The sequence below is a fragment of the Streptomyces sp. NPDC001093 genome (assembly GCF_040298985.1).
Taxonomy (GTDB): domain Bacteria; phylum Actinomycetota; class Actinomycetes; order Streptomycetales; family Streptomycetaceae; genus Streptomyces.
This window is the reverse complement of sequence record NZ_JBEPBF010000030.1, coordinates 1-15,801: the sequence shown is the minus strand read 5'-3', so window position 1 is coordinate 15,801 and position 15,801 is coordinate 1. Positions and strand designations below refer to the sequence as shown.

Genomic DNA, 15,801 nt, shown 5'->3' with positions numbered 1-15,801 from the left:
GCGGCTCCCGGACTGCGACTTACCTCGGTAAGGGACAGACCGAGACGCGAGACCTGGGGAGCACCATGCGACGCATCGCCCGTCTGCTGGCCGGTACCGCGCTCATCGTGGCGGCAGCCACACCCGCCTGGGCCGGCACCGGCAGCCTGGACGTGTACCCCTCCGGCGTGGCGCCCGGCGGCCAGGTCTCGGTGAACACCGCCGCGTGCGGCGACAAGGGCTCGGCGGTCGGGGACGCGAGCGCCGTCGGCGCCGGCACCTTCACACTGGCGCCCAGCTCGCACGACGGCGAGGCGATCGGACAGTTCCAGGTGCCGGAGGGCGCGCAGCCGGGGACGTACGAGATCGTCGCCAAGTGTGCGGAGGGCAAGCGGCAGGTGACCGGCGACCTGGTGGTGACCCTGAGCGCGGCGCACGAGCAGGTGCAGCCGCGAGGAAGCGTGAAGACGGGGGTCGGCGGCGCACTCGGCACCGACCCCGTGAAAACCGCGGCGGGTGTGACGGCGCTGGCCGTCGCCGCCGCGGGCGGTACCTGGCTCCTGCATCGCCGGGCGAGAGGCGACGGGTTCTGACGGACACCCTCCGCTGTCCGTCAGCCGGTACCGCACATCCCGCCCCCTCCGGGTCCGATGCCCCTCGTGGCCCGGAGGGGGAGGGAGCCAAGGACGGTCGAGCCCCCGGCCCTCGGGGGCCAGGCCCCCGGTCTTCGGGTCCGGCCCCCGGGCCTTCGAGGCTCCGGCCCCCGGAGTTCGGGGCCCGCCCCCGGTCTTCGGGGGCCCGGCCCCCGGTTGTCCGGGGCCCGCCCCCGGTGTCTGGGGCCCACCCCCGGTCTTGGGGGTCTGCCCCCGGGTATCCGGGGCCCGGTCCCCGGAGTTCGGGGCCCCCAGTGCTTGGGGACGGCCCCGGTCTTCGGGGGCCCGGACCCTGGTTGTTTCGGGGCCCGCCCCCGGTGTCTGGGGTCCGGCCCCGGTGTCTGGGGTCCGGCCCGCGGTATTCGGGTCCGGCCCCCGGTATTCGGGTCCGGCCCCCCGGTATTCGGGTCCGGCCTCCGGGTCTTCGGCGGCCGCCCCGGGTCCTCGGGGATCCGCCCCCGGGAGAAGGGTTCGTATGCGCACCAGAACCAAGCGCGACAGGCTCGGCGACACCGCGATAGCCGCGGTCACCGTCGTGGCCCTCGGTTCCGGGGTGTGGCTGCTCGGCGGCGGCGCCGGGACGCACACGCCGCCGCAGCCCGCCGCGGCCGAGGGGCGCCCGGAACCGGGACGCGAGCGGCTCGCGGCCCCCGCCCTCGCCCCCTCCACGCCCACCCGCATCCGCATCCCGGCGATCCGCGTGAACGCCCCGCTGATGGGCCTGGCCCTGACCCGCTCCGGCAGCCTGGACGTCCCCCCGGCCCAGAACAAGAACCTCGCCGGCTGGTACGAGGCCGGCACCATACCCGGCGAGACGGGCACCGCGATCGTCGCCGGCCATGTCGACAACGCCGAGGGCCCCGCCGTCTTCTACGACCTGGGCGCACTGAAACGGGGCACCCGCATCGAGGTGGACCGCCGGGACGGCTCCGTGGCCGTGTTCACCGTGGACGCGGTGGAGGTGTACGCGGCGAACAACTTCCCCGACGAGAAGGTCTACGGCGCGGCGCCCCGCCCCGAACTCCGTGTGATCACCTGCGGCGGCGGCTACTCGAGGGCCACCGGCTACCTGGGCAACGTGGTCGTCTTCGCGCACCTGACCGGGAGCCGCGCCCCTTCGGCGCACTAGTGTGCCGTCTCGCCGCCGAGGACATGCTCCCTCCCCCACGCCCCGAGCGGCGCCAGTGCCTCGTTCAGCAGGGCGCCCCGCCGTGTCAACGCGTACTCGACCCGCGGCGGCACCTCCTCGTACTCCTCGCGGTGCACGATCCCGTCGGCCTCCAGCTCGCGCAGCTGCGCGGCGAGCACCTTCTCCGTGACGCCGGGCAGGGCCCTGCGCAACTCGCCGAAGCGGTGCGGGCGTTCCTGCAGCGCCCAGAGGATGAGCCCCTTCCACTTGCCGCCGATGACGTCCATCGCCGCGTCGATTCCGCAGACGTACGCCCCGGGCCGTCGTCCGACCGGCATGCCCTCCCCCTTCGTGGCCTGCATCCTTTCCTCCGGGTAACCACCCACTTCCAAGTGGGTACTTACGCCGGGCGGCTCCCCCGGCGAGCCTAGCCGTCATGACCGACATCTCACCCCTGACCCTGCTCGGCACCGGCACGATGGGCACCGCGCTCGGCCGGGCCTGGCTGGCCGCCGGGCACCCCCTGACCGTCTGGAACCGCACCCCCGAACGCACCGCCGCCCTCACCGCCGAGGGCGCGGTGGCCGCCGGGAGCGCGGCGGAGGCGGTGGCCGTGAACCGGCTCACCGTCGTCTGTCTGCTGGACGACGCCTCCGTGGGCAGCGCCCTGGCGGACGCCGACCTGACCGGCCGGGACCTGGTGAACCTCACCACCGGCACCCCCGCCGACGCCCGCGCCCGGGCCGCCTGGGCCGAGGAGCGCGGCGCGCGCCTGCTGGACGGCGGGATCATGGCCGTACCGCCGCTGATCGGCACGCCCGGCGCGTACGTCTTCTACAGCGGCCACCGGGAGCTGTTCGAGGAGACCCGGGGCACGCTCGCCGTGCCGGCCGGCACCCGGTACGTCGGTGCCGACCCCGGCCTCGCCGCGCTGCACGACGTGGCCCTGCTGAGCGCCATGTACGGCATGTTCGCCGGCATCACGCACGCCTTCGCCCTGGTGCGCGGGGCGGACGTGGCGCCGGGGGAGTTCGCGGACGTGCTCGTGCCCTGGCTGGACGCGATGGCCGGCATGGCCCACCGGACGGCCGAGCGGCTGGACAGCGGCGACCGCACGAGCGGGGTGGTCTCCCCCCTGGCCATGCAGGTCGCGGGCGCCGGAACCCTGCTGCGTACGGCGCAGGAGCAGGGGGTGAGCGCGGAGCTGCTCACCCCGTTCCTGGACCTGATGGCCCGGCGTCTCGCCGACGGTCACGGCCAGGAGGACACCGCAGGCCTGGTGGACCTGCTGCGTCGCTGAGGTCCGGTCCGCGCCTCCTCACAGCCCTCCCCCGCCCGCGCACGGACCCCTCACACCCCCCGCCCGCCCCCGCTGAGGGCAGCGTTCCTCACGGGAAACAGGCGTGATGCGGCCGGGTAACGTCGGGACCGCACGCTCAAGGGCATGACCTCGAATACGCGTGTGGTGGTGATCGGCGCCGGCCTCGCGGGCGTACGGCTCGCCCTGCGGCTCGGCGAGCTGGGCGTGCCCGCGCTGCTCGTCGGCGAGGAGGAGCACCCGCCGTACAACCGGGTGCTGCTCGCCGAGGTGCTGGCCGGACGGTACGCCCCCGAGGTGATCGCCCTGCCGGCGCCCGAGGACCTGCTGCGCGCCCGGGTCACCCGTGTCGACCGGGGTGCCCGGACCGTCGAGTGCTCCGACGGCTCCTCGATCGCATACGACACGCTGGTTCTCGCCACCGGGTCCAATCCGGTGCTGCCGCCGCTGCGCGGTCTGTTCACCCCGGATCACCAACTTCCGGAGGGCGTCCACGCGTTCCGTACGATGGACGACTGCCAGGGGCTGGCGAAGGCGGTCCGGCCGGGTGCGCGCGCGGTCGTCATCGGCGGCGGGCTGCTCGGTGTGTCCGCCGCCCGCGCGCTCGCCGTGCGCGGCGCCCAGGTGGTCCTCGCCCAGCAGGCCGAGCGGCTCATGGAACGCCAGCTGGACCCGGACGCCTCCCGGCTGGTGCTGCGGCACCTGACCGACCTGGGCGTCGAGGTGCACACCGAGTGCCGGGTGCGGGACGTGCGCTGCGTCGCGGGCGCCGTCCGCTCGGTGGAGATGGCCGACGGTTACGCCCTCGACGCCGACCTCGTCGTCCTCGCCTGCGGGGTACGGCCGCGCACCGGACTGGCCGAACAGGCCGGTCTCGCCGTGCACCAGGGCATCCTCGTCGACGACGCACTGCGCACCTCCGACCCGCACATCCACGCCGTCGGCGACTGCGTCCAGCACGACGGCACGGTCTACGGCCTCGCGGCACCCGCCGTGGAACAGGCCGACGCCCTCGCCGAGCTGCTCGCGGGCAACCCCGGTGCCCGGTACTCCGGCACCCGTTCCCTGACCCGGCTGACCCTCACCGGCCCGGGCTCCCCGTTCGACCTGGCCGCGTTCGGCGAGACCGAGGCGCGTCCCGGCGACGACGTCGTACGGCTCGCCGACGCCACCCGCGGCACCTACCGCAAGGTCGTCGTCCGCGAGGACCGCCTGGTCGGCGGGGTCCTCGTCGGCGAACTCGGCACCGTCGGCGCGCTCGCCCGCGCCTGGGAGGGAGCAGAGCCGCTCCCCGCCGACGGCGGCCCCCTGCTCCACCTGCTCACCAATGATGGAGGCTCCTGATGACCACCGCCCTGGGGGCCACCCCCACGATCGTGCTCGTCGGCCACGGCATGGTCGGCCAGCGCTTCCTCGAAGCGCTCGCCGAGCGCGGCCTGACCGCCACGCACCGCGTGGTCGTGCTGTGCGAGGAGCCGCGTCCCGCGTACGACCGCGTCGCCCTCACCTCGTACTTCTCGGGCAGGACCGCCGAGGACCTCTCCATGACCGACATGGGGTTCATCAAGGACCACGGCATCGAGCTGTACGTCGGCGACCCGGCGGAGACGATCGACCGCGAGACGAGGACGGTCACCGCGAGGTCCGGCCAGGTCTTCGCGTACGACACCCTCGTGCTGGCCACCGGGTCCTGCCCGTTCGTGCCCCCGGTCCCGAACAAGGACGCGACCGGCTGTTTCGTCTACCGGACCATCGAGGACCTCCTCGCCATCGAGGAGTACGCGAAGACGCGGGCGACGACCGGCGCCGTGGTCGGCGGCGGCCTGCTCGGCCTGGAGGCGGCCGGCGCGCTCAAGGGGCTCGGACTGGCCACGCACATCGTGGAGTTCGCGCCGCGCCTGATGCCGGTGCAGGTCGACGAGGGGGGTGGCGCGGCGCTGCTGCGGACCATCGCGGGCATGGGTCTGAGCGTGCACACGGGCGTGGGCACGCAGGAGATCGTCACGGACGCGTCCGGCGCGGTCACCGGCATGAGGCTGTCCGACGGTTCCGAACTCCCCACGGACATGGTGGTGTTCAGCGCCGGTGTCCGCCCCCGCGACCAGCTGGCCCGGGACTGCGGCCTGACGGTCGGCGAGCGCGGCGGCATCACGGTGGACGAGCAGTGCCGTACCGTCGGCGACCCTCACGTCTTCGCGATCGGCGAGTGCGCGCTGGCGGCGGACGGCCGGGTGTACGGCCTGGTGGCGCCCGGCTACGAGCAGGCGCAGACGGCCGCGGCGACGATCGCCTCCGACGAGGCCGCTTTCGTCGGCGCCGACCTGTCCACCAAGCTGAAGCTGCTCGGCGTGGACGTGGCGTCCTTCGGCGACGCGCACGGCACCACCGAGGGCTGTCTGGACGTCGTCTACTCCGACTCCCGCGCCGGCCTGTACAAGAAGCTGGTCATCGGCCCGGACGGGACGCTGCTCGGCGGCATCCTGGTCGGCGACGCGGAGGCGTACGGCACCCTGCGCGCCCTGACCGGCTCGGTGCCCCCCGTCTCCCCCGAGTCGCTCGTCCTGCCCGCCGGAGCCGACTCGGGGGCCCAGCTGGGCCCGTCCGCGCTCCCGGACGAGGCGATCATCTGCTCCTGTCACAACGTCAGCAAGGGCACGATCCGGGGCGCGGTCACGGAGCACAGGTGCACCACCGTGCCCGAGGTGAAGAAGTGCACCAAGGCCGGTACGGGGTGCGGCAGTTGCGTCAAGGTGCTCGGCCGGCTCGTCAACGCCGAGCTGGAGGCGTCCGGCGTCGAGGTCGACAAGGGCCTGTGCGGCTGCTTCCCCCAGACCCGCGCGGAGCTCTACGAGATCGTCCTCGCGCTGCGCATCACGTCGTACCAGGAGCTGCTGGACCGCTACGGCCGCGAGGGCGCCCGGGGCGGCGACGGCTGCGAGACCTGCAAGCCGGCGGTCGGCTCGATCATCGCCTCCCTCGCCCCGGCGATCGGCGCGAGCGGCTATGTCCTGGACGGCGAGCAGGCCGCCCTGCAGGACACCAACGACCACTTCCTGGCCAACCTGCAGAGGAACGGCTCGTACTCGGTCGTGCCGCGCATCCCCGGCGGCGAGATCGCGCCCGAGAAGCTGATCGTGATCGGCGAGATCGCCCGGGACTTCGGCCTCTACACGAAGATCACCGGCGGCCAGCGCATCGACATGTTCGGCGCGCGGGTCGAGCAACTGCCGCTGATCTGGGCCCGGTTGGTGGACGCCGGCTTCGAGTCGGGCCACGCCTACGGCAAGGCGCTGCGCACGGTGAAGTCGTGCGTGGGGCAGACCTGGTGCCGCTACGGCGTTCAGGACTCGGTCCGCATGGCGATCGACCTGGAGCTGCGCTACCGGGGCCTGCGCTCCCCGCACAAGCTGAAGTCGGCGGTCTCCGGCTGTCAGCGCGAGTGCGCCGAAGCCCAGTCGAAGGACTTCGGGGTGATCGCCACGGCCAACGGCTGGAACCTGTACGTCGGCGGCAACGGCGGCGCCACCCCGCGCCACGCGGACCTGCTGGCCCAGGACCTCTCCGACGCGGAACTGGTCCGTCTGATCGACCGTTTCCTGATGTTCTACATCCGCACGGCCGACCGCCTGGAGCGCACGAGCGTGTGGCTGGAGCGGATCCCGGGCGGCCTGGACCACGTACGGGACGTGGTGGTGCACGACTCGCTCGGCATCTGCGACGAGCTGGAGCAGCTGATGCGGGCGCACGTCTCCCACTACCGCGACGAGTGGGCGGAGACCATCAACGACCCCGAGAAGCTCGCCCGGTTCGTGTCCTTCGTGAACGCCCCGGACACCCCGGACCCGGTCGTCGCCTTCGTCCCCGAGCGCGACCAGATCAAGCCCGACCTGCCGCTGCTGAGCATCGGCCTGCGGCCCGCCGACGACGTCCTGGAAGGAAGCGCCCGATGACCCTGGCTGTCGAGACCACCGACCTGAAGGTCCAGCTCCGGCTCACCGACGACGACTGGTTCACGGCCTGCGACCTGAGCGCGCTCACCCCGGGCCGCGGGGTGGCCGCCCTGCTGCCGGACGGCCGCCAGGTGGCCCTCTTCCGGGACCGCGCCGGCCGCCTGTACGCCGTCGACAACCGCGACCCCTTCACCGGCGCGGCCGTCCTCTCCCGCGGCCTGACCGGCACCCACCAGAGCCGCCCCTTCGTGGCATCACCCCTGCTGAAGCAGCGCTTCGACCTGGTCAGCGGGGAGTGCCTGGACGACGGGGAGGTGCGGGTGGCCGCGTACGAGGTGCGGGCGGCCTAGCCCCCGCCCCGGTTTGTTTGACCGATCGTTACAGAAAGCCTAGGCTGCGGTACGTGGCCAGGACCAAGGAGTTCGATCCGGACGCCGCGCTGCAGTCGGCCCTGGAGCTGTTCTGGCGGCGCGGCTACGAGGCGACGTCGATGGCCGACCTGGTCGAGCACCTCGGCATCGGCAGGGCGAGTCTGTACGCGACCTTCGGGAACAAGCACGAGCTGTACCTGAAGGCGCTGGAGCGCTACGAGGAGTCGGGGCTCACCCGGATCGTGCGGGAGCTGTCCCAGGCGGGCCCCGCCCTGCCGGCCGTACGCGCGGTCGTACGCCGGTACGCGGCGGAGGCGGCCGACGAGCGGCTGCGGCTGCACGGCTGCCTGATCACCAACACGGCCGCCGAGCTGGCCCCGCGCGACCCGGCGGCCGCCCGGCGCGTCGAGCGCAACTGGGACCACCTGGAGACACTGCTGCATTCCGCGCTGGTCCGCGCCCAGAACCAGGGCGAACTGCCGGCCGACCGCGATCCGCTCGCCCTGGCCCGCACGCTGCTGGTGCTGATGCAGGGCCTGCGGGTCGTCGGCAAGGCGTCGGCGGACCCCGCCCGGGTCCGGGACGCGGCGGAGCAGGCGCTGGCGCTGCTCGATTGACGAACGCCCTCCGCCCGAGGGCGTTTTTTCACACCCCCATACTGAACCGATCGTTCTAAATAAAGGAGATCACCATGGCTCGCTTCACCAGCCGGACGGCACTGGTCACCGGCGCCGGATCCGGCATCGGCCGGACCGTCGCCCTCGCCTTCGCCGCCGAAGGGGCCCAGGTGGTCGTCGCCGGCCGGCGGCCCGAGCCCTTGACGGAGACCGTCCGGCTGATCGAGGAACAGGGCGGCAAGGCCCTCGCGGTGAGCGCCGACGTCGCCCACGCGGAGGCCGCGGAGACCTTGGTCCGCGCCGCGGTCGAGAACTTCGGCTCGCTCGACGTGGCGGTCAACAACGCGGGCGTCTTCCGCGGCGGCCGGCCGATCACGGACCTCCCGGAGGAGGACTGGCACACCCAGCTCGCGACCAACGTCACCGGCGTCTTCCTGGCCCTCCAGGCGCAGATCCGCCGGATGCGCACCCAGCCGGGGGGCGGCGCGATCGTGAACATCTCCTCCACCTTCGGCTTGCACACCGCCTCCCCCGGGGCCGCCGCCTACGCCGCGACCAAGGCCGCCGTGACCGCGCTCAGCCGGGGCGCCGCGCTGGACCACATCCGCGACGGCGTCCGGATCAACGTCGTCAGCCCCGGTGCCACCGAGACCTCCATGTCCCTGCGTTCCGGCGAGAGCGAGGCGGACCGGGCCGAGCGCGCGCGGGCCGCCCTCCCGCTCGGCCGCATCGCCACCACCCGGGAGATCGCCGCCGCCGTCCTCTACCTGGCCTCGGACGACGCGGCCTCCGTCGTCGGCACCGATCTGGTGGTGGACAGCGGCGCAACACTGTGAACCGTCGGGGGTCAGTCGATCCCCGAACGCTCCACCCCCGCCACGATCCACCGCTGGAAGCACAGGAACACCAGCAGCAGCGGCAGGATCGACACGACGGCCGCGGCGAACAGTTCGTGCAGCCGGATCACCTGGGACGTGGTGAACGACGACAGCGCCACCTGCACCGTCCAGGCACTCTGGTCCTGCCCGATGACCAGCGGCCACAGGAAGGAGTTCCAGGCGCCGAGGAACACGATGGTCCCGACGGCGGCGAACACCGGCCGCGCGTTCGGCACGACCACCAGCCAGTACGTGCGCCAGTACCCGAGCCCGTCGACCTGCGCCGCGTCCTCCAACTCCCGGGGGAAGCCGAGGAAGTACTGCCGGAACACGAAGCAGGCGAACGCCGAGAACAGCGTCGGGACGACCAGCCCCCGATAGGTGGAGATCCAGCCCAGCGACGACACCAGCACGAAGCTGGGTACGAAGGTGACGGCGGCCGGGACCATCAGCGTGCCGAGGATGCCGTAGAAGACCTTGTTCGCGTGCCGGTAGGGGATGCGGGCGAGGCCGTAACCGGCGAGGGAGGCCAGGAGCAGGGTGCCCAGGGTGGTCGCGACGGCGATCAGCGCGGAGTTCAGCAGCGAGCGGGCGAACGGGACGGACGGGTCCTCGAACAGCTCCCGGACATTCCCCCACCTCAACTCGCCCGGGAAGAAGGCCCATTCGGGCGAGGTGATGTCCTGCTCGCTGGACAGGCCGTTGCGCACCAGCAGATAGAAGGGGATCAGGAACAGCAGGGCGAGCGCGATCAGCAGGACCAGCCTGAGTGCCCGTCCCACCCGTACCAGGGCGTCATCCATCGGCGTCCGTCCTCCCCAGCCGCAGCCACCGCGCCTGCCCCACCGTGACGACCGCGATGATCAGCGCGAGGATCACCGCGCCCGCGCTGCCCAGCCCGAGGTTCTGCCCCTGCCCGAGGGCGGTGTAGTAGAGGTAGACCAGCGGCGGCCGGGCGTAGGGCGGATACCCCCGCGCGTCCGAGAGCAGGTTGTAGAACTCGTCGAAGGCCTGGAAGGCGTTGACGACGAGCAGCAGCACCACCGCGACCGAGGTGGCCCGCAGCTGCGGCAGGGTGATGTGCCGCAGCACCGTCCAGCCCGGCCGGGCCCCGTCGACGGCGGCCGCCTCGTACAGCACCGGGTCGATCCGCTGCAGCCCGGCCAGGAACAGGATCATGTAGAACCCGGCCTGCAGCCACAGCCGTACGGTCACGATGACCAGCCAGTACCAGGGCGGATCGGTGCCGGCCAGCCAGGCGACGGGATCCTGGCCGACCCAGCCGAGGACGGTGTTGGCGAGCCCGAACCGCACCCCGTTGAAGAGCGACATCTTCCACACCAGCGCGGCGACGACGTAACTGCACGCGGCCGGAAGGAAGAAGACCGACCGGAAGAACGCGCGAGCGTGTGCCAGGCGGTTGACCATCAGGGCGAGGGCGAGGGAAAGGAGGTACGTGACCGGCACGATGAAGGCGGTGAAGAGGAGAAAGGTCCGCAGGCTGGCGACGAACGCGTTGTCCTTCAGCATCGCGGTGTAGTTGTCCAGCCCGACGAAGTGCGTGGGCGTGACGGTGTTGTGCGCGTCGAAGAAGCTCAGGCCCACGCTCCACAGCAGCGGAACGCAGGTGAACAGCGCGAGCCCGAGCGCGAACGGCCCGACGAACACCCAGAACCAGAGGGTCCTGCGGCGCCTCACGACGTCTTCTTCACGTTCTTCACGCGGTCGAGTTCTGCGGCCACCTTCCGTACGACGGCCCGCAGTTCACCCTCCGGACTCGCCCCGCTGCCGATGATCCGGCTGAGCGCGTCCTGGTAGGCGGTCTGGGCGGCCGGGGTCCACAGCAGCGGCTGGGCGCAGCCGTGGTCGGTGGTGAAACGCACGGCCTCGGCGGCGGCCCCCGACCGCAACCGGGTGGCCCTCCTGGCGAGGGAGATCCGGGCCGGGATGTGAAAGCCGTACGACAGCGCGAAGTCCTCCTGGAAGTCGGTGCGTTGCACCCACAGCCACCGCACGAACTCCTTGGCGGCCTCCTTGTGCTTGCTGCGCGCGCTGACGGCGGCACCGTAGGCCCCGACGGGTACGGCGGGCCTGCCCTGGCCGCCGTCCTTGGGAAAGGGAAGGACTCCGAAGTCGTCCCCCAGCTCCTTCTGGATCTGCGGCAGCGCCCACAGCCCGGACCACTGCATCGCGGTCAGCCCCTGGGTGAAGGCGGACGGGTCGGACCAGTCGGCGGGCGCGCCGAGGAGGAGGGACTTGTCGGCGTACAGCCGGTGGAGCTTGCCGAGGGTGCGGGCGGCGGCGGGGTCGTCGAAGCCGACCTTGCCGTCCTCGGTGACGAGCTGCAGCCCGGCGGCATACAGGGGCGTACCGCCGAGCACACCGGCTCCCCCGTCGTTCCCCAGGAACAGCCCCTTGACCTTGCTGCCGGTGAGCCTGCGGGCCGCCTCCACGAGGGCGTCGAGCGTGTCCGGCGGCTCGACGCCGGCGTCCCTCAGCAGGCTCTTCCGGTAGTAGAGCATCTGCATGTCGATGACCTGCGGAACGCCCCAGACCCGGCCGTCGTACGTCTTGGGCGCGAGCACGGCCGGATCGAAATCGTCCCTGACATCCTTGACGAGCTCGGTGAGGTCGACGACCTGACCGCCCTGGATCTGGTCCAGCGTCGGCCCGTTGACCTCGAAGACGTCCGGCCCGGAGTCGGTGAGCAGGGCGGCGGCGGTCTGCTGGTCGTAGTTCCCCGGCCGCCACTGCACGCTGACGCGCGCCTTGCGGTAGGCGCCGGCATACCGCTCCACGGCCTGCTCGGTACCGGGCTCACCGTACTGGTGGTACCACTGCGACAGCTCCGTCCCCTTGCCGTCCCCGCCCCCGCGCCCGGTGTTGGACCCGCAGCCGGCGAGCAACCCGGCCCCTGCCGCCGTCCCGGCTCCCGCGGCCAGCACTCCCCTACGGCTCATCGTCATCGTCGGTGCCCCCTGACGTCGGTTCTCTGCGTCATCGATGCACGGCCCAACGATCAACCATGCGGGTCGATTACGAAAGGCGGGTTGCGGCCGTATGTCACGGTCGGCGGACTTCGCGGGACATCGGCGGCGATCCACAACTTTTCCGGCCCGCAGCGCATCCAACGAAGTGACCTTCATCCACCCATCCACCCCTTCACCCGATGGAGGCGGATGCACCATGTCCCGGTATCCGTATCCGTATCCGCACACGTATCCTCCGAGAATCCTCCGGACGCTCCCCAGGCGCGGCGCGGCCGCCGCGCTGACCGCCGCTCTCCTGGGCCTCACCGCCGCGGGAGCCGCGTGGAGCGCGACCCCGTCGGCGGCACGGGCCTCGACCACGGTCCGGACCTGCGCCGTGAGCGACCTGTACCTCTCCATGGGCCGCAAGGAAGGCGCGGCGGGTTCGCTGTACTGGTCGATCCGCTTCACCAACACCAACACGACCAGTTGTGCCCTGCGCGGCTACCCGGGCGTCAGCGTCCTGGACACCGCCCACCACCAGACAGGTCCGGCCGCCACCCGCAGCGGCCGCTCGTACGGCACGGTCACCCTCGCCCCCGCCCATTCGGCCTCGGCGGTCGTCCGCACCACCAACGGCCCGATCGGCGGCCCCTGCCTGCGCACCGGCACCTACCTGCGCGTCTACCCCCCGGCCTCCCGCACGGCGACCCTGGTCCCGGCGCCCTGGACGATCTGCTCCGACGTCTTCCAGGTCGGGCCGGTGAACGTACAGGGCGCGTTCTGAGAGGGGGCAGAAGCACCGAACGGGCGGCACCCACACCGGGTACCGCCCCACCGTCGCTGTGCCTTCCCTAGTCCCGCCGAATCAACTCCGGATCGATCCGCCGGCCGACGAGGGGGAGGGAGCCGAGGGCGGCGACGACAACGGCCCCTGACGCACAGGCGAGCAGCAGTGGCACGCCCTTCCCGTCCCAGAAGATCGCACCGCCTCCAGTGACGAGGTAACTGGACTCGGCGGCCTTCCCGGTGACGACGGCCAACACCAGCCCCACGGCCAACGGCACCACGACCTGCGCGACCTGCGCGGCTCGCAGGGTGCGGGGACGCGCACCGAGCAAGGCCAGTGCCGTGACCTGTGCCCTCCGTTCCATGGCCCGGTCCGTGGCCGCGACCATGTAGGCGGCCACACCGATGGTCAGGCCGAGCACCATGCCGATGGCAAGCAGGGTTTTGACGACGGCGATCTGCTGGAGGGCGGTGACGTTGATGCCGTAGGGGTCGACGGCGATCGTGGGATCGACGCCGCCGATCCCGTCCAGCACGTCGCGCACGGTCGCGGGGTCGGAGTCACTGACCAGAACCAGGGTGGCGCTGTCGGGACGGTAACCGGCGGGGACGAAGGACGGTGGTACGAGGACGTCCGCGTCCATCGCCTGAATGTCGCTCCAGTCGCGGTACCGAAGGATGTCATGCGGCACTTTCAGTCGCTTAACGCGGCGCTGTCCGTCCTTCCAGAAGCGAAATGGGAAGGTCGCACCCGGCTTGACGTCGTCGTGACGATATCCGTTGGCGGCGTCGAGCAGCCGGACGGGGTGTCCGTCGACACACCCGTCCACTTTCGGCACCGACGCTCGCAGCTGGCCGCATGTGGCGATCACCGCGTCGAGAGTGGGTTGATAGGAGTCGACCCGGAGATCCGTCCACGAGTGCACTCGGACGCCATGCCCCCGAACGCCTCTGATGCTCTCCAAGGCGCGCTGTTGTTCAGCCGTCACGCCGTCGAGTCCGACGCCGTAGATCTGTACCGGCGAGTTGTGCTTGGAAATCTGGTCGAGTTCGATCAGTACGCCCTGGACGAGCGAGGCCGCGTACACCAAGAGGACGAGGCCCGTCGCCACGCGGAGGGCACCACCCGGTTCCGCCTCATTGCGACGCATGGCCAGGCCCAAGGACAGCGAGTCGCTCGAATGGGCCATCCTGCGGGCAAGGACCTGTGAGAGGAGGGGAAGCGTCAGGGCGAGACCGGCACCGACCAGTACGACGGCGAGTGGCATGAGGACGGCGGACATTCGGGTGTCCCGCGGCGCATGGCCCGTCGCACCCACCACGCAGTACCCGGCGACGATACCCAACCCGGGAACGAGGGGGAGCAGCCCCCACTTGGCGGGCGGTTTCTGTACGGCACTGCGCCGCACGGCCAGGGGGTTCAATGCCGCCTTCCGAGCACTCGCCCGACCCACGAACCATGCGAGGGCGGGGCAGCCGAGCAGGCAGACAAGGATCGTCGAGAGGCTCGGAGTGCCGTCACTCGGATACCACTTGAAGCCGGGGAGGCCCGCACGGCTGATCATTTGATTGACCAGCTCGTAGATACCGAGGCCGAGCACGGCACCGAACAATGCGGCAGCAACCGTCTCGGCCGCATTCACCCGCTGAACAGCCTTCGTACTCAAGCCGAGAAGTCGTAGTGCGGCCAACCGCCGTACTCGGACGGCCGCAGAGAGTCTGGCGCACACCGAGAGGAAGACCCCCAGTGGCAGCAACACGACGCCGGCGAGGGTGAACCGCACGATGTCGAGGGTCGAGCTCTCCACTGTCCGGCTCGGCGGGTAGGGCGTGCCGAAGAGGGTTACGCCGTCGGCGTCCTTGAGCCTGTCCGGGGAGACGCCGATGTACGCGTACAACTCATCGGGATGTGCGAGTCCTTGGGCTCCGATGAGTCCCCGCTCCCGCCCTGGGAGGAGTTGGGCGAGCCCTGGCTCCCCACGGAGCACCTCGTGCAATCGCGGAGACAGGAAGATCTCGCCCTGGCGCGGGAGGGCCGCCAGCCCCGGTGGCGGTGCGATGTGTTTGGTACCGGCTGCCATGAAGACGCGGGTCATGGGCCGGGAACCGAGCGGGTCCGTCATGGTCAGTTCCCGTGGGGCCCCCTTGGCTCCTGTGCAGTGCCCCTGTGAGTCCCTGGCACAGGTCGGCTGGCGCGCTGCCATGCGGGCGTCCTGGGCAGCCAGGATCCCCGGGATGGTCAGGACCACAGCGAGGCAGCCCACACCGATCGCGCTGCCCAGGGTCATGAGGAGGAACCTCACCCGGCTTCCTCGCCCGCTGCCCAGGAGCAGGCGCAGCCCCAGGAGCAAGTCCCTCATGTCGCCTCCCGGGCCAGGGTGCTGAGAGAACCGTCGCGCATCGTGTAGTGGGTGTCAGCTCGGGCTGCCACCTGCTGGTCGTGCGTGACGAGCACCACCGCCGTTCCCTGGGACCGTGCGAGTGTCAGGAACTCCTCGAGTACAGCGGTGGCGTTGGCACTGTCGAGGGATCCTGTGGGCTCATCGGCGAACACCACGGCCGGCTGGTGCACCAACGCGCGAGCCACGGCGATGCGCTGGTTCTGCCCTCCGGACACCTGAGAGGGCCGGCGTCGCCGCAGATCGGCGAGGCCGAGCCGACCGAGTACCTCGCCCGCGGCGGCGAGCGCCGGGGCCTTGCGTTTTCCAGCTAGGCGAAGAGGCAGCGCTGTGTTCTCCTCGATGGTCAGCTCGGGGAGGAGTTCGCCGTACTGGAAAACAAATCCGAACTGCTCACGGCGGAGGGCGCTGAGTTCCTCGTCGGGCAGCTCGGCGAGCACGCGCCCCTCGAATCGGACCTCGCCACAGGCGACGGGCAGCACTCCGGCCAGGCAGTACAACAGCGACGACTTGCCCGAGCCGCTCTGCCCTGTGATCGCCGCCACCTCGCCGCGACGCAGGGAGATCTCCGCGTTACGTACCGCGGGGGTGTCACCGTAGAAGAGGCCGACACCCGCGGCGGACAGGACTACTGACGTATTGATGGCTTCCCCTTAAGACGTCGTCTCATTTGGTGTTCTGGGTAGTCTGCACCGTGTGGTGATGGTCGAGCGCATGGTGCCGGACGAGTTGTGGGAACTGTTCCAGCG

The 15,801-nt window shown here is 71.5% G+C and carries 15 protein-coding genes; 9 read left to right on the top strand and 6 right to left on the bottom strand.

What is annotated here, in order from left to right; genetic code table 11:
• Nucleotides 1-65 precede the first annotated feature (65 nt).
• Complete coding sequence (locus tag ABT288_RS17530) at nucleotides 66-572, top strand: hypothetical protein (RefSeq protein ID WP_351608141.1); 507 nt, start codon at nucleotides 66-68, stop codon at nucleotides 570-572.
• 535 nt (nucleotides 573-1,107) lie between these two features.
• Complete coding sequence (locus tag ABT288_RS17525; protein WP_351608138.1) at nucleotides 1,108-1,761, top strand: class F sortase; 654 nt, start codon at nucleotides 1,108-1,110, stop codon at nucleotides 1,759-1,761.
• Here the strand turns inward: ABT288_RS17525 and ABT288_RS17520 are convergent.
• Entirely contained in the window at nucleotides 1,758-2,123 is a 366-nt protein-coding gene (locus ABT288_RS17520; RefSeq protein WP_351608135.1) for a winged helix-turn-helix transcriptional regulator, read from the bottom strand. The two genes, ABT288_RS17525 and ABT288_RS17520, sit on opposite strands and share 4 nt — an antisense overlap.
• Before the next feature lie 74 nt (nucleotides 2,124-2,197).
• On the opposite strand from ABT288_RS17520, the gene ABT288_RS17515 reads away from it, so the two are divergent.
• From ABT288_RS17515 to ABT288_RS17490, 6 genes are all read left to right on the top strand, one after another.
• On the top strand, nucleotides 2,198-3,061 hold the full coding sequence (locus tag ABT288_RS17515) for an NAD(P)-dependent oxidoreductase (protein ID WP_351608132.1): 864 nt from the start codon (nucleotides 2,198-2,200) through the stop codon (nucleotides 3,059-3,061).
• 144 nt (nucleotides 3,062-3,205) lie between these two features.
• A complete protein-coding gene (locus ABT288_RS17510) occupies nucleotides 3,206-4,423 on the top strand; it encodes an NAD(P)/FAD-dependent oxidoreductase (RefSeq protein WP_351608129.1) in 1,218 nt (405 codons plus the stop codon).
• Entirely contained in the window at nucleotides 4,423-7,029 is a 2,607-nt protein-coding gene (gene nirB / locus ABT288_RS17505; protein ID WP_351608126.1) for a nitrite reductase large subunit NirB, read from the top strand. Before ABT288_RS17510 ends, nirB begins: the two co-directional genes overlap by 1 nt.
• Nucleotides 7,026-7,379: a nitrite reductase small subunit NirD gene (gene nirD / locus ABT288_RS17500; protein WP_351608123.1), complete on the top strand. Its 354-nt coding sequence runs from the start codon at nucleotides 7,026-7,028 to the stop codon at nucleotides 7,377-7,379. Before nirB ends, nirD begins: the two co-directional genes overlap by 4 nt.
• A gap of 53 nt (nucleotides 7,380-7,432) precedes the next feature.
• A complete protein-coding gene (locus ABT288_RS17495; RefSeq protein ID WP_351608120.1) occupies nucleotides 7,433-8,017 on the top strand; it encodes a TetR/AcrR family transcriptional regulator in 585 nt (194 codons plus the stop codon).
• A gap of 74 nt (nucleotides 8,018-8,091) precedes the next feature.
• Nucleotides 8,092-8,853 (top strand): SDR family NAD(P)-dependent oxidoreductase, encoded by a 762-nt coding sequence (locus ABT288_RS17490; protein WP_351608117.1) that lies wholly within the window; start codon nucleotides 8,092-8,094, stop codon nucleotides 8,851-8,853.
• Nucleotides 8,854-8,864: 11 nt separating this feature from the next.
• Here ABT288_RS17490 and ABT288_RS17485 read toward each other — a convergent pair whose 3' ends face one another.
• Genes ABT288_RS17485 through ABT288_RS17475 form a run of 3 tightly spaced genes read right to left on the bottom strand, consistent with a single transcriptional unit; the run spans nucleotide 8,865 to nucleotide 11,861 of the window.
• A complete protein-coding gene (locus ABT288_RS17485; protein ID WP_351608115.1) occupies nucleotides 8,865-9,698 on the bottom strand; it encodes a carbohydrate ABC transporter permease in 834 nt (277 codons plus the stop codon).
• The gene (locus ABT288_RS17480; protein WP_351608113.1) at nucleotides 9,691-10,593 is read right to left on the bottom strand and encodes a carbohydrate ABC transporter permease; all 903 of its coding nucleotides are present in this window, start codon (nucleotides 10,591-10,593) and stop codon (nucleotides 9,691-9,693) included. The genes ABT288_RS17485 and ABT288_RS17480 overlap by 8 nt, the downstream gene beginning before the upstream one ends.
• Entirely contained in the window at nucleotides 10,590-11,861 is a 1,272-nt protein-coding gene (locus tag ABT288_RS17475; protein ID WP_351608110.1) for an ABC transporter substrate-binding protein, read from the bottom strand. Before ABT288_RS17475 ends, ABT288_RS17480 begins: the two co-directional genes overlap by 4 nt.
• A gap of 220 nt (nucleotides 11,862-12,081) precedes the next feature.
• On the opposite strand from ABT288_RS17475, the gene ABT288_RS17470 reads away from it, so the two are divergent.
• On the top strand, nucleotides 12,082-12,651 hold the full coding sequence (locus ABT288_RS17470; RefSeq protein ID WP_351608107.1) for a DUF4232 domain-containing protein: 570 nt from the start codon (nucleotides 12,082-12,084) through the stop codon (nucleotides 12,649-12,651).
• A 67-nt stretch (nucleotides 12,652-12,718) separates the two neighbouring features.
• Here the strand turns inward: ABT288_RS17470 and ABT288_RS17465 are convergent, their stop codons facing one another.
• Nucleotides 12,719-15,013, bottom strand: a complete 2,295-nt coding sequence (locus tag ABT288_RS17465; RefSeq protein ID WP_351608104.1) for an FtsX-like permease family protein — start codon at nucleotides 15,011-15,013, stop codon at nucleotides 12,719-12,721.
• On the bottom strand, nucleotides 15,010-15,696 hold the full coding sequence (locus tag ABT288_RS17460; RefSeq protein ID WP_351608274.1) for an ABC transporter ATP-binding protein: 687 nt from the start codon (nucleotides 15,694-15,696) through the stop codon (nucleotides 15,010-15,012). The genes ABT288_RS17465 and ABT288_RS17460 overlap by 4 nt, the downstream gene beginning before the upstream one ends.
• Nucleotides 15,697-15,801 lie beyond the last annotated feature (105 nt).

Excerpts from the sequence above, each read along its gene's own strand:
- ABT288_RS17470 (WP_351608107.1), top strand. The coding sequence starts at position 12,082 with ATGTCCCGGTATCCGTATCCGTATCCGCACACGTATCCTCCGAGAATC.
- ABT288_RS17510 (WP_351608129.1), top strand. The coding sequence starts at position 3,206 with ATGACCTCGAATACGCGTGTGGTGGTGATCGGCGCCGGCCTCGCGGGC.
- ABT288_RS17475 (WP_351608110.1), bottom strand. The coding sequence starts at position 11,861 with ATGACGATGAGCCGTAGGGGAGTGCTGGCCGCGGGAGCCGGGACGGCG.
- ABT288_RS17465 (WP_351608104.1), bottom strand. The coding sequence starts at position 15,013 with ATGAGGGACTTGCTCCTGGGGCTGCGCCTGCTCCTGGGCAGCGGGCGA.
- ABT288_RS17485 (WP_351608115.1), bottom strand. The coding sequence starts at position 9,698 with ATGGATGACGCCCTGGTACGGGTGGGACGGGCACTCAGGCTGGTCCTG.
- ABT288_RS17525 (WP_351608138.1), top strand. The coding sequence starts at position 1,108 with ATGCGCACCAGAACCAAGCGCGACAGGCTCGGCGACACCGCGATAGCC.
- nirD (WP_351608123.1), top strand. The coding sequence starts at position 7,026 with ATGACCCTGGCTGTCGAGACCACCGACCTGAAGGTCCAGCTCCGGCTC.
- ABT288_RS17515 (WP_351608132.1), top strand. The coding sequence starts at position 2,198 with ATGACCGACATCTCACCCCTGACCCTGCTCGGCACCGGCACGATGGGC.
- ABT288_RS17530 (WP_351608141.1), top strand. The coding sequence starts at position 66 with ATGCGACGCATCGCCCGTCTGCTGGCCGGTACCGCGCTCATCGTGGCG.
- nirB (WP_351608126.1), top strand. The coding sequence starts at position 4,423 with ATGACCACCGCCCTGGGGGCCACCCCCACGATCGTGCTCGTCGGCCAC.
- ABT288_RS17520 (WP_351608135.1), bottom strand. The coding sequence starts at position 2,123 with ATGCAGGCCACGAAGGGGGAGGGCATGCCGGTCGGACGACGGCCCGGG.
- ABT288_RS17490 (WP_351608117.1), top strand. The coding sequence starts at position 8,092 with ATGGCTCGCTTCACCAGCCGGACGGCACTGGTCACCGGCGCCGGATCC.